This is a genomic window from Kitasatospora sp. NA04385, from assembly GCF_013364235.1.
Taxonomy (GTDB): Bacteria; Actinomycetota; Actinomycetes; order Streptomycetales; family Streptomycetaceae; genus Kitasatospora.
On record NZ_CP054919.1, the window covers coordinates 2,330,830 to 2,343,618 of the forward strand.

10 protein-coding genes are annotated in these 12,789 nt (G+C 78.5%); 9 read left to right on the forward strand and 1 reads right to left on the reverse strand.

Annotated features, from left to right (window positions below; translation table 11 throughout):
* The first annotated feature begins 186 nt into the window (after positions 1-186).
* The 7 genes from lanL to HUT16_RS10155 all read left to right on the forward strand — a co-directional run bounded on the left by lanL (position 187) and on the right by HUT16_RS10155 (position 9,170).
* Positions 187-2,940 (forward strand): class IV lanthionine synthetase LanL, encoded by a 2,754-nt coding sequence (gene lanL / locus HUT16_RS10125; RefSeq protein ID WP_176187535.1) that lies wholly within the window; start codon positions 187-189, stop codon positions 2,938-2,940.
* Between the two features lie 72 nt (positions 2,941-3,012).
* Positions 3,013-4,872, forward strand: a complete 1,860-nt coding sequence (locus tag HUT16_RS10130; RefSeq protein ID WP_176187537.1) for a S9 family peptidase — start codon at positions 3,013-3,015, stop codon at positions 4,870-4,872.
* A gap of 127 nt (positions 4,873-4,999) precedes the next feature.
* On the forward strand, positions 5,000-5,143 hold the full coding sequence (locus HUT16_RS10135; RefSeq protein ID WP_176187539.1) for a VenA family class IV lanthipeptide: 144 nt from the start codon (positions 5,000-5,002) through the stop codon (positions 5,141-5,143).
* Positions 5,144-5,251: 108 nt separating this feature from the next.
* Positions 5,252-5,569, forward strand: a complete 318-nt coding sequence (locus tag HUT16_RS10140; protein WP_176187541.1) for a hypothetical protein — start codon at positions 5,252-5,254, stop codon at positions 5,567-5,569.
* Positions 5,467-6,909 carry an ABC transporter ATP-binding protein gene (locus HUT16_RS10145; RefSeq protein WP_176187543.1) on the forward strand — a complete coding sequence of 481 codons (1,443 nt, stop codon included), beginning with the start codon at positions 5,467-5,469 and terminating at the stop codon, positions 6,907-6,909. The genes HUT16_RS10140 and HUT16_RS10145 overlap by 103 nt, the downstream gene beginning before the upstream one ends.
* 141 nt (positions 6,910-7,050) lie before the next feature.
* Entirely contained in the window at positions 7,051-8,784 is a 1,734-nt protein-coding gene (locus tag HUT16_RS10150; protein WP_176187545.1) for an ABC transporter ATP-binding protein, read from the forward strand.
* 233 nt (positions 8,785-9,017) lie between these two features.
* Positions 9,018-9,170, forward strand: coding sequence for a hypothetical protein (locus HUT16_RS10155; RefSeq protein ID WP_176184162.1), 153 nt, complete (start codon positions 9,018-9,020; stop codon positions 9,168-9,170).
* Positions 9,171-9,313: 143 nt separating this feature from the next.
* Here the strand turns inward: HUT16_RS10155 and HUT16_RS10160 are convergent, their stop codons facing one another.
* Positions 9,314-10,393: an alcohol dehydrogenase catalytic domain-containing protein gene (locus HUT16_RS10160; RefSeq protein WP_176187547.1), complete on the reverse strand. Its 1,080-nt coding sequence runs from the start codon at positions 10,391-10,393 to the stop codon at positions 9,314-9,316.
* A 194-nt stretch (positions 10,394-10,587) separates the two neighbouring features.
* Between HUT16_RS10160 and HUT16_RS39195 the strand changes: the two genes are divergently transcribed.
* Both HUT16_RS39195 and HUT16_RS10170 read left to right on the forward strand, forming a co-directional pair.
* Positions 10,588-11,967: a M48 family metallopeptidase gene (locus HUT16_RS39195; RefSeq protein ID WP_176187549.1), complete on the forward strand. Its 1,380-nt coding sequence runs from the start codon at positions 10,588-10,590 to the stop codon at positions 11,965-11,967.
* Between the two features lie 84 nt (positions 11,968-12,051).
* Positions 12,052-12,717, forward strand: coding sequence for a class I SAM-dependent methyltransferase (locus tag HUT16_RS10170; RefSeq protein ID WP_176187551.1), 666 nt, complete (start codon positions 12,052-12,054; stop codon positions 12,715-12,717).
* The last annotated feature ends 72 nt before the right edge of the window (positions 12,718-12,789 follow it).

Sequence of the window (12,789 nt, forward strand, 5' to 3'; positions counted from 1 at the left end):
CTGCGAACGAGAGTTGCCTCGACCAGGGGGGTCGAAAAAGGCGACCGGCCGTAATTCCCGCGCACGGAGCGCGGAATCCCGTGAATCCGGATGCGGAACGCGGGGCGAATGCGCCGGGCGTCAGCGAGGCTCTCGTGACTTCCGCAGACCGTTCGGTCGGGTCCACCGCGAAGGGGTGTGAAGCAGATGGGGGCGGGCACACCGCTGCGCAGGGCCGGGGGGCCGAGCCAGGTCGACGACGGGCCGGGTGTGGACGGCACGTTGGTGGAGGTGGCACGGGCGGCCGTGGCCGGCAGCAGGGCCCGGGGAGGCGACGGCGACTGGACGGTCGCGGTCGAGGGCTTCTGGTGCACGGTGCGGCCGCCCGGCCGCGAACTCCCCGCCCAGGGCTGGAAGCTGCACGTCAGCGCGGCCTCCTCGGTGGCGGTCGAGGTGCTGTCCGCGGTCGCCGCGGCCGTCGCCGACGACCCGTGCGCCTTCAAATTCACCGCCGACCGGGAGAAACTCCACGAACTGAACTCCCGGAACAGCGAACGCGGATCCGCCGGTAAATTCCTCACCGTCTACCCGGGCGACGACGAGCAATTCCGGCGGCTCGCCGAGGAACTCCACCGCGCCACCGCGGGAATGCCGGGGCCGGTGATTCTCTCCGACCGCCCGTACCGTCCCGGCAGCCTGGTGCACTACCGCTACGGCGCGTTCGCCGGCCGGTCGGTGCTCGGCAACGACGGCGCCTACCGCTCGATGCTGCGCGCCCCCGGCGGCGCCCTGGTCGAGGACGTGCGCGGCGCCGTCTACCGCCGTCCGCCCTGGGTGGCCGACCCCGTCGAGGGGGCGGGATCGACCACCGGCGGCGGGCGGGCACCCGGCGGCGTGCTGCTGGACGGCCGCTGGGCCCTGACCGCCGCGCTGCGGCACGGCGCCAAGGGCGGGGTGTTCCTGGGCAGCGACCGGATCACCGGCGCCGAGGTGGTGGTCAAGCAGGCCCGGGCGCACATCGAGGTGGACCGGGCCGGCACCGACGCCCGCACCGCCCTGCGCCACGAGGCCGAACTGCTCGGCCGGCTCGCCGACAGCGGCCTCACCCCCCGGGTGCACGCCCTGGTCGAGCAGCAGGACTCGCTGTTCCTCGTCCAGGACCGCGTCCCCGGCCAGGCCCTGGGCAGCTGGGTCGCGGCCCGGCTGCGCCGCGACGGCACCCCGGACGTCCCGTGGGCCGAGGCCGGCCCGATGGCGCTCGCCCTGCTCGACCTGGTCGAGCGGGTGCACCGCCGCGGCCTCGTCCTGCGCGACCTCTCCCCCGGGAACGTGCTGGTCACCCCGGACGGCGACGTCCGCCTGGTCGACCTCGAACTCGCCGTCCCCGCCGGGGTGCTGGCCGGTTCCGCGGGCACCCCCGGCTACCGGGCCCCCGAGCACTCCGGCCCGCACCGGACCGGCCGGGCCGCCCGCAGCACCGACCTGTACGCCCTCGGCGGCCTGTACTTCCTGCTCGCCACCGGCCACGACCCGCTGCTGCCCGACGACCTGCCGCAGGCCCGTCCGGTCGCCGACCGGCTGGGGCGCTGGCTGGCGCTGGCCGCCCGCGGGGGCGACACCGCCCGCCGGCTCGCCCCGCTGGTGCTCGGCCTGCGCGCCGAGGCCGCCGACCGGCGCTGGAGCCTGGAGCGCGTCCGCACCGCGCTCGCCGCCGGGGCCGCGCCCGGAACCACACCCGCCGCACCCGTCGCCCCGCCCCCACTGGACCGGTTGCTGCACGACGGGCTGCGCCTGCTCGCCCGCAGCGCCACCCCGCAGCGCCCGGACCGGCTCTGGCCGACCGTCCCGGGCGGCCTGCTCACCGACCCGTGCAACGTCCAGCACGGCGCGGCCGGCGTCCTCGCCCTGCTCGCCCGGGCCGCCCGCGCGCCGCTGCCCGGACCCGCCCGCGAACGCGCCCGGGCCACCGCCGCCGTCGCCGCCGCCTGGGTCGAGCGCCGCTGCGCCGCCGAACCCGTGGTGCTCCCCGGACTGCACTTCGGCCGGGCCGGCACCGCCTGGGCCCTGTTCGACGCCGCCGAGGCCCTCGACGACCCCGGCCTCGCCGAACGCGCCGCCGGGCTCACCGCGAAGCTCCCGCTCGACTGGCCCAACCCCGACGTCTGCCACGGCGTCGCGGGCGCCGGCCTCGCCCAGCTCCGCGCCCACCGCGCCACCGGCGCCCGCACCTTCCTCGACCGCACCGCCCGCTGCGTCCACCGGCTGCTCGCCGCCGCCCGCGACGAGCCGTACGGGACGGTCTGGCCGGTGCCCGCCGACTTCGACTCCGCGCTGGCCGGCGCCACCCACCTCGGCCACGCGCACGGCGTCGCCGGTGTCGGCGCCTTCCTGCTCGCCGCCGCGGGCGTCCTCGCGGACGGCGGCGACCCCGCGCTCGCCGCCACCGCGGCGGACGCCCGGGCCGGGGCCGACCGGGCCGCCCGCACCCTGGCCGCCACCGCCCGGTCCGACGGCCCCGCCGCGTGGTGGCCGCAGAGCCACGGCGACCCGGAACACGTCCGCCTCGCCCACTGGTGCAGCGGCTCCTCCGGGGTCGGCAGCTTCCTGGTCCGGCACTGGCTGGCCACCGGCGACCCCGACTCCCACCGCCTCGCCCTGGCCGCCGGTCGGGCCGTCCTGGACGCCCGCTGGCACAGCGGCGTGACCGCCTGCCACGGCCTGGCGGGCAACGGCGAGTACCTGCTCGACCTGGCCGAGGCCACCGGCGAGGGGCGCTTCCGGCACGGCGCCCGGGACCTCGCCGCCCTGATCGCCGCGCGCACCGCCCTCCGCGACGACCTGCTGGTCCTCCCCGACGAGACCGGCACCACCGCCACCCCCGCCTACGGCACCGGCACCGCCGGGCCGCTCGCCTTCCTGCTCCGCCTCCGCCACGGCGGGCCCCGGATGTGGAGCCCCTGACGGCGGAGAGCCGCCCCGGCGGAGAGCCCCCGGGCCCCTGAACACCCCACCCGTACCGAAAGGTGATCCCCCATGAGCACGCAGACCGTGCACCTCGCGTTGCGGCGGCTCAGCTTCACCTTCGCCGGCGACGGCTCGCACGCCGCGTGCCTCGCCGCCGGGGCCGACGGCGGGTGGTACGCGGAGAGTTGGCGGCTTCCGGCCGAGGGGCCGGCCGTGCCGACCGCGCTGCCGTCGGAGGAGGGGCTGCGGGCCCAGCTGCTCGCGCTGCCGGACGGCCGGGTGCTGGTGTGCCGGCACGACGGGGACCGGCACGCGCTGGTGCTGCTGGCGGCCGGGGAGCCGGAGGTGCCGCTGGCGGCGGTGCGGACGGCCGGTCTGCGGATGCTCGCGGTGCCGGGCGGGGCGGCCGCCGGGCCGGGGGCGCCGGTCGCGGTGCTGCTGGGCACGGACACCCGGCCGGTGACGACGGTGTGGCTGCTGGCGGCGGACGGTTCGGCGCCGCGGGAGGTCGCGCAGCTGCCGGGGCTGCACGGCGGCGGGGTCTGGCTGGACGTCGCGGGGCGGCTGCTGGCGCTGGACCGGGTGGTCGGCGGGATGGTGAAGACGGTCGTGCTGGATCTCGAACTCGGCACCGCGACACCGCTGTTGGAGCTGGGCGAGAGCAGCAACGACCGGCTGGTGCTGTTCGATCCGGCGACCGGCTTCGGGATGCTGCGCAGTGACGCGCCGGGGGTGGACCGGCTCGGCTGGGCGCTGATCGGCGGCGGCGAGCCGGTGCGGTTCCCGGACTGCCTGCACCAGCCGGGTCGGCTGCTGCGCCCGGTGGCGTCGGCGCCCGGGCTGCTGCCGGGCGCGGAGCCGCAGGTGGTGCTGCAGGTGGACCACGGCGCGGCGTCGGCGCTGGTGCTGTGGCGGGCGGGCGAGAAGCAGGTGCGTCCGCTGCCGGTGCCGCCGGGTCGGCTGGGGGCGGTGGGGCACTGGTCGGCGGCGGGGCTGCGGATGCCGTACTCGGCGCCGGACCGCCCGGCGGCGCTGGCCACGCTGGACGTGGCGGCGCTGCTGGACGCGCCGGACCTCGAAACCGGGTCGGCCCCGGCGGGCTGGCGGCTGGACGGCTCGACGGTGCCGGGGGACGGCGGCCGGTGGCTGTCCGCGCGGTGCCTGGAGCTGCCCGGCCCGGCCGGTCCGGTGGAGTCGGTGGTGTACGGCGGCGACGGGTGGCTGTCGGCGCCGCACCTGGTGCTGGCGCTGCACGGCGGCCCGGCGGACGCCTGGCGGCTGGAGTTCGATCCGGCGCTGCAGCGGATGGCGGCGGACGGCCTGGCGGTGCTGGCGCCGAACCAGCGCGGTTCGACGGGGTACGGCCCGGAGTACGCGATGGCGATCCGGGGCGCCTGGGGCGGGCCGGACCTGGAGGACGTGCTGGCCCTGCTGGCGGACGTGGCGGGGCGGCGGGCGGCGGCGGGGCTGGAGCCCCCGGCGCTGTTCGGGGTGAGCTACGGCGCGTTCCTGGCGCTGCTGGCGGCGGCGCACGCCCCGGCCGGGTCGGTGTCGCGGTGCGCGGTGGTGGCGCCGTTCCTGTCCGGCGGGCGGCTGCTGGCGGAGGCGTCGGCGCCGGTGCGGGCGCTGACCACCCGGCTGGGCGGCGACCGGGAGCTGTGGGACGCCCGGGGGCCGCGCGACGTGCTGCGGGTGGCGGACCGCCTGCGGGCGCCGCTGCTGGTGGTGCACGGGGACCGGGACGAGGTGGTGCCGGTGGGCCAGTCCCGTTCGCTGCGGCACGAGTTGCTGCGGCTGGGGCGGGTGGAGGGCGTCGACTTCCGGTACGTGGAGGCGACGGGGGCGGGGCACGAGGTGCTGGCCGAGGAGGGTGCGGCGGCGGTGCACGAGCTGCTGGCGGGCTTCCTGCGCACCGGCCGCCCGACCTGACGGGCCGCCAGGGGAGCGCGTGGATTTCCCGGCGCCGTGCGCGTGCGGGAGCAGGACCGGCGGCGGTGCGCCGCCGCGGTCGTCGGGCGCGTCCGTGTCCGGCGGGAACCACAGGGAGGGAAACACCATGGAGCACACGAGCGCGTTCGAGACCGACCTCGCGGCCCTGCAGGAGCTGCCGGAGCTGGAGTCGGTGGAGCTGGGCGGCCACGGCGGCGGGTGCCAGTTCACCTGTCTGATCCTGACCTGTCTGATCTTCACCGTCAGCTGACCCGGGTCGTCCCGACCGGGCCGTGTCCGTCCCCGTCCGCGGGGGCGGGCACGGCCCTCCCGGCCGTCCGTCCTGCTCGTTCGCCCCTTGTTGACCAGGAGAGTTCTCGTGCGTGGGTCGTCGGTCGCGCTGACGGTGTCGGTGCCGCTGGAGGCGGCGGCGACGCTGGCCCTGCCGGGGGTGGCGGGGGTGGTGCTGGACGCGGTGCTGGCGGGCCGTGCGGCGGGGTGGGCGGTCGGGGGGTTGGCGGCGGTGCTGGCGGTGGGCGCGGCGGCGTCGGCGCTGGCCGCGGTGGCGGGCCGGCCTGCACGGCGGCGGACACCGTGGGGCTGCGCGGGGCGCTGGTGCGGCGGGTGCTGGGGCTGCGCCCGTTCCCGTCGGCGGTGGAGCGGTCGTGCGGGGAGCGGCCGGGGCCGGGCGACCTGACGGCCCGGCTGGTGGGTGCGGCGGCGGACGCGGGGGCGGCGCGGGCGGCCCGGCTGGGGGCGGCGACGGCGCTGGTGACCTCGGCGGGGGCGGTGCTGGGGCTGGGGCTGCTGTCGCCGTGGCTGGCGGCGGCGTTCTTCGCGGGGGTGCTGCCGGGGGTGGTGCTGGTGCGGCTGTTCATGCGGACGGCGGAGGACGTGTTCGTCCGCTACCAGGAGGCGCAGGGGCGACTGGCCGACCGGTTGGCGGACGCGCTGGCGGGGGTCCGGACGGTGCGGGCGGCGGGGGCGCAGCGGCGGGAGGCGGCCCGGGTGCTCGGGGTGCTGCCCGAACTGGGGGACGCGGGGCGGGCGTTGTGGCGGGCGCAGCGCCGGACGGTGGGTCAGGTGACGCTGCTGGTGGCGGCGGTGGAGCTGACGGTGCTGGGGACGGCGGGCCAGCTGGTGGCGGCGGGGCGGCTGCCGGCGGGGGCGTTCGCGGCGGCGGCGGGGTGGGCGGCGCTGGGGCTGGGCTTCTTCGAGCAGGTGGAGGCCCTGGTGGGGGTGGCGCACGCGCGGGCCGGGCTGGCCCGGGTGCGGGAGGTCGACGAGCTGCCGGGCCCGGGCCCGGGTGGGCGTGAACTGCCGGACGGTCCCGGCGAGTTGGTGTTCCGTTCGGTGCTGGTGCGGGACGACGGGGGCGCGGTGGTGTTCGGCCCGCTGGAGCTGGTGGTGCCGGGCGGCGCGACGGTCGCGGTGGTGGGGCGCTCGGGGTCGGGCAAGTCGCTGCTGGCCGCGCTGGCGGGGGGCCTCCGGCTGCCGGACGGCGGGGAGGTGCTGGTCGACGGGGTGCCGGTGGCGGCCCTGTCGGTCGCGGAGCGCCGCCGCGCGGTCGGCTACGCCTTCGAGCGGCCGCTGCTGATCGGGCCGTCCCTGGACGAGGCGCTGGAGGGCGCGGACCAGGCGGCGCTGGCGGCGGCCCGGGCGGACGGCTTCCTGTCCCGGCTGCCGCACGGCGGCCGTACCCCGGTGGGTGAACTCCGGCTCTCCGGCGGCGAGTTGCAGCGTCTCGGGCTGGCCAGGCTGCTGGCCGGGAACGCCCGGGTGGTGGTGCTCGACGACGCGACGTCCAGTCTGGACGCGGCGACCGAGCACCAGGTGGACCGGGCCCTGCACGAGTCCACCCGGGGCCGCACCCGCCTGGTCGTCACCCACCGCGCGGCGGTCGCGGCCCGGGCCGAACGGGTGGTCTGGCTGGACGGCGGCCGGGTCCGCGCGATCTCCACCCACGCCGAGCTGCTGGCCGACCCGGCCTACCGGACGACGCTCGCGGGCGCGGCCCTGGAAGCCCGGCCCCGGTAGCAGAGGGCGCGTTCAAGGGCTCGGCGGGAACGGCGCGCCCGGGTCTGCGGGCGGTTCACTGCCGGAGCGCGCATCGGCTCCGGTTCGGTATCACGGCACACGGCACACGGCACACGGCACACGGCGCGAGGAGCGGTTTTCGTGGGGCGGCATCGGCGGGCGCTGGGCGGGCGGGGGCTGCGGGAGTTGGCGGCGGCGGTGCCCCGGCGGGCGGTGTGGGGGTTGGCGGGGTGGTCGGCGGTGGAGGCGCTGCCGGCGCTGTGCTCGGGGCTGCTGGTGGCGGCGGCGGCCGACCGGGGGTTCCTGGCGGGGCGTCCGGGGGCCGGTTTCGCCTGGCTGGGGGCGCTGGGTGCGGTGACGGCGCTGCGCGCCCTCGCGGCGCGGGCGGTGTTCCCGCACCTCGCGGAGGTGGTGGAGCCGCTGCGGGACGCCCTGGTGGCGCGGGTGGTGCACGGGGCGCTGTCGCGGCCGGACCCGGACGGTCCGGCGGAGATCGCCCGGATCACCGAACAGGTGGAGTCCGCGCGGCAGTTGACCGCGACGCTGCTGCGCAGTGCGCGCGGGGTGGGGTTCGGGCTGCTGGCGGCGCTGCTGGGTCTGGGGCTGCTGGCTCCGGCGGTGCTGCCGCTGGTGCTGGTGCCGCTGCTGCTGTCGGGGGCGCTGTTCGTCCGGCTGCTGGGGCCGCTGGTGGCGCGCCGCCGGGCGGTGGTGCTGGCGGACGAGCGGATCGCGGCCGAGGCGGGCCGGGTGTTCGCCGGGCTGCGGGACGTGGCGGCGTGCGGGGCGCAGCAGCGGGTGTCGGCGCACCTGTCGGCGCTGGTGGAGGCGCAGGGCGCGGCGGTGCGGGCGGTCGGCCGGGCGGCGGCGGCCCGGTCGCTGGCGGTGGCGGTGGGCGGGCGGCTGCCGCTGCTGGCGGTGGTCTGCGCGGCGCCGTGGATGGTCGGCCGGGGCTGGCTGTCGGCGGGCCAGGTGCTCGGGGTGGCGACCTACCTGTTGCAGCAGTTGGAGCCCGCGGTGCGGGCCCTGGCCGGGATGCTGGGCAGTTGGCTGCTGGACCTGGCGGTGGTGCTGGACCGGTTGACGGCGGCCTGCCCCGCACCGACCGCCCCGGCGGTGCCGTCGGCGGCGTCCGCTCCGGTGCCGCCGGGTGACGGCTCGCTGAGCGTGCGGGGGCTGCGGTTCGCCCGGGCGCGGGGGGCCCGGCCGGTGCTGGACGGGGTGCGGTTCGACCTCCGGCCGGGCGCGCACCTGGCGGTGGTCGGTCCGAGCGGCGCGGGGAAGTCGACCCTGGCGGCGCTGCTGGCCGGGCTGCTGGTCCCGGACGAGGGCCGGGTGCTGGTCGGCGGCCTGGATCCGGCGGCGCTGCCCGGGCCGGTCCGGGCGGCCCGGTTGGCGCTCGTCCCGCAGGAGGCGTACGTCTTCGCGGGGACCGTCCGGGAGAACCTGTGCTGGCCGTCCGGCGGGTGCTCCGACACCGAACTGGCCGTCGCCGCGCACCGGGTGGGCTCGTCCCGGCTGCTGGCCCGGCTCGGCGGGCCGGACGGCCTGATCGCCGATCCGGCCGCGCTGTCCGCCGGGGAGCGCCAACTGCTGGCCCTGACCCGGACGTTCCTCTCCCCCGCGCCGGTCGTCGTGCTGGACGAGGCCACCTGCCACCTGGACGCGGAGGCCGAGCGCCGCGCCGAGGAGGCGTTCGCGGCCCGCCCCGGCACCCTGGTGGTGATCGCGCACCGGATCGGCTCGGCGGTGCGCGCCGACCGCGTCCTGCTGCTGGACGCGGCGGGCCCGCTCCTGGCCACCCACGCCGACCTCCAGGTGCTCTCGCCGTTCTACCGGGCCTGCTGTTCGACGGACGCGTACGTGGAGGCCCGGTGAGGGCGCCGCCGACGGCACTGCACCCGCGGCGGCCCCGGCGGGGCTCTCCGGCCGTTGCGGCCCCGTGCGGAGGTTCACCGTGCGCCCGGCTGGGGTTTCGGTAGGCTCCGATGATGTTCGGCCGTCGTCGCGGCCCCGTGCGGGCCGCTGCGCGACGGCCGGTCGTGTGCTGCCCGGATTCCTGCGGCGGCACTGGCCACGACCGCTTCCTTCGCACGGAGAAGACTGACCTGATGTCCGAGTCCATCGACGACAGCACCGAGCACGGCCACCGCGCGCCGGGCGCCGACGAGACCGCCGACGGCGGGGCGCACGGCCGGCACCGGGGAACCACCGCCAGCGACGACGCCCCGGAGGCGGACCCGCACGGGCGGCACCGCCGCTGACCCTCCGGCCACCGCGCAGGAGGGCCCGGAGAGGCCCGGGAGAGAGACCACACCGCACCCGCCCGGCGCCCCCGCCCCGTCACCGTCCTGACGGGAACCGGGGGCGCCGGTCGCCAGCTGTCGGCTGTCGGCCGCCGACCGGGTCAGTCCGTGAGCAGGACGGTGCGCAGCGCCTCGCCGGCCCGCATCTGCCCGATCGCCTCGTTGACGCGTTCCAGCGGCAGCCGGTGGGTGACCATCCCGGCCAGGTCGAGCCGGCCGGCGCGCCACAGCTCGATCGCCAGGTCGACGGTGCGGCGGACGTCGCCGCCGCCGTACATCGAGGGCAGCAGCCGCTTCTCGTTGAAGAAGAGTTCGCCCATGCTGAAGGAGACCTGGTCGTCCCGGGCTCCGGCGCCGATCACCACGACGGCGCCGCCGCGCCGGGCCGCGTCGTAGCCGGCCCGGACGGTGTCGGCCCGGCCGACCGCCTCGAACACGTGGTCGTAGCCTCCGGCGGGCAACTCGCGCGCGGCGGACTTGAGTTGCTCGGGGGCGACGGCGTCGGTGGCGCCGAGGCCGAGGGCCCGCTCGCGCCGGGAGGCGACGGGGTCGACGACGGTGATCCGGGCGGCTCCGCTGATCCGCGCGCCCTGGACGGCGGCGACGCCGACGCCGCCCGCGCCGATCACGGCGACCGTCTCGCCGGGCCGGACCCGGGCGGTGTTGACGACCGCGCCGAGCCCGGTGGTGACGCCGCAGCCGATCAGGGCGGCGAGTTCGAAGGGCAGGTCGGCGGGCACCGGGAGGGCGGCGTCGGCGGCGACCACGACCTCCTCGGCGAACGCGCCGGTGCTGTAGAAGCCGTACGCGTCGGTGGCGCCGCCGATCCGGAAGCCGGGGGTGGTCAGGCGGCGGATCGAGGCGGTGCACAGGTGGGTGCGGCCGGCCCGGCAGGCGGGGCAGCGGCCGCAGGGCGGCATCCAGCAGAGCACCACCCGGTCGCCGGGGGCGAGGCCGGTGACGCCCGCGCCGACCTCGAGCACCTCGCCGGCGCCCTCGTGGCCCGGCACGAACGGGGCGGGCTGCGGCAGGACCCCGGCCATCGCGGACAGGTCGGAGTGGCAGAGGCTGGCGGCCCGGATCCGGATCCGCACCTTTCCCGGCCCGAAGCCGACCGCCTCGACGTCGTCGCGGACGTCCAGGGCGTCCTGTCCGGTCTGCTGCAGGATCGCTGCGCGCACGGGGCTGCTCCCAGGGTGGTCGGCCGCCGGTGGCGGCACCTGGTGGAACGCGTTCCACCACGGCCGTCCCTGTATAGCGCATGCCCCGCGCCCACCGGACCGACCGGTGCGGCGGCGACAGTGCGGGGGCGGAGCGGCGGCGGTGCGGGAAAGCGCTTCCCTCCCGGTCGCCGGATGTGGCAGGATCCGCCGCCGTGTCACTCTCCGAAACCCCCTCCCCGACCGCGAACCCGCAGCTCAACGACGCCGCAGCGGCCGCCCCGGCCGTTCCCCCCTGCCCCGGGTGCGGTGCGCCGCAGAGCGCGGACCCGCGCTTCCCCGCCTGGTGCCCGTCCTGCGAGTGGAACCTGCTGCCGCCCCGCCCGTCCGCCGACGGCCTCCCGCCGCGGGCCCGGCGCCGGGCCGAGCGGGCGCTGCGCCGCGCGGAGGAGCGGCGGCGGGAGGTCAGGGCCCGCAGCGAGCGGGTGTTCCGGCTGGTCGAGGAGGGCGGGTCCGAACTGCGGCACGGCGCGTCGGTGGGGGCGTTCCTGCTCGCGGGGCTGGTGCACCTGGTGTCGCTGGCGGTGCTGGCGCTCGGGGTGGGGCTGCTGGCCGGGTGGCCGGTGGCGAGCTGGCCGGCCCGGGTGCTGGGCGCGGTCGTGCTGGCGGTGGCGTTCGTGCTGCGCCCGCGGCTGGGCCGCCCGGAGCGCTCCGGGGTGCTGTCCCGGCAGGATGCCCCGGCGCTGTACGAGCTGGTCGACCGGGTCGCGGCGGAGCTGGGCGCCCCGGCGGTGGACTCGATCGCGGTGACCTCCGCCTTCAACGCCTCCTTCGGCACCTACGGGCTGCGCCGCCACCGGCAGTTGGCGATCGGCCTGCCGCTGTGGACGGTGCTCACCCGGCAGCAGCGGGTCGCGCTGCTCGGGCACGAGATCGGGCACTGCGTGAACGGCGACGCCCGGCGCGGGGTGTGGACGGGCTCCGCCGTCGGCGCGCTGGCCGGGTGGCACGGGCTGACCCGGCCGTCGCGCCGGAACGCCTCGCACGCCAACCTGGCCGTCGCCCTCGCCTCCGCCGCCGTCAACCTGGTGCTGGGCGCGGTCCACCTCGGGGTCCGGGCGCTGACGGAGCTGATGCACCGGCTGCACCTGCGCAGCGGGCAGGCCGCCGAGCACCGGGCCGACCTGATGGCCGCGCGGCTCACCTCCCCGCAGGACGCGCAGGGCATGCTGCGGGCGCTGTCCAGCGCGCCCACCCTGGAGGCGGCGCTGACCCGGCAGCGCACCCTGCCCCGGGCCGGCGGCCGGGCGGCCCGGGCGGCGGCGGCCGCGAACCCGGCGCCGGACCTGTGGGAGGCGCTGGCCGAGGCCGTCCGCTCCGTCCCGCCGACCGAGGTGGAGCGCCGGATGCGGCTGTCCGAGCGGGAGGGGTCGGCGTCCGACCCCTCGCACCCGCCGACCTACCTACGGCTGCGGCTGCTGGCCTCGGCCCCGCCGGCCGACCGTCCCCCGCTGGTGCTGGACGCCGGGCGGGCCGCCGCGATCGAGGCGGAGCTCGCCCCGAGCCGGGCCCGGATCGCCGCCGAGCTGCGGTAACCGTCCCGCCCGGGTCGCACCGGCGGCGTTCCTACCATCCAGTAGGGTCCTGGGCAGTCACCCCCGGCCCGGCAGGAGCGCCCGATGTCCGACCCCACCCCCACCGCTCAGGTCCCGGACCCGCAGGTCCTGGCCGCGTTCCGGGCCGCCACCGGCTTCATGCCGGAGGACGAGGGCCTGGCGCTGTACGCGGCGGCGCTGGACGCGGCCGGGCGCACCGGCCTGCCGGTGCTGGAGATCGGCACGTACTGCGGGCGCTCGGCGGTCCTGCTGGCGGACGCGGCCCGCCGGGCCGGGACGGTCGCGCTGACCGTCGACCACCACCGCGGCTCCGAGGAGCAGCAGCCCGGCTGGGAGTACCACGACCCGTCCCTGGTCGACCCGGAGGTCGGCCTGATGGACACCCTGCCGCGGTTCCGCCGCACCCTGCACGCGGCCGGTCTGGAGCAGCACGTGGTGGCGCTGGTCGGGCGGTCGCCGCAGGTCGCGGCGGTGTGGCAGGGCCGGCTGGCCCTGGTGTTCGTGGACGGCGGGCACACCGACGAGCACGCCACCGGCGACTACGAGGGCTGGGTGCCGCACCTGGCCGCGGACGGCCTGCTGGTGGTGCACGACGTCTTCCCGGACCCGGCGGACGGCGGCCAGGCCCCGTACCGGGTGTACCTGCGGGCGCTCGCCGAGGGCTTCGAGGAGGTGTCGGTGACCGGCTCGCTGCGGGTGCTGCGCCGCCCGGCCGCGGTGTCCGGCTGACCGTCCGCCGGGCGGACCGCGCCCCCGTCCGGGCCCGGGTTCCGCGGCCCCGGGCGGGAACGATCGACGCCG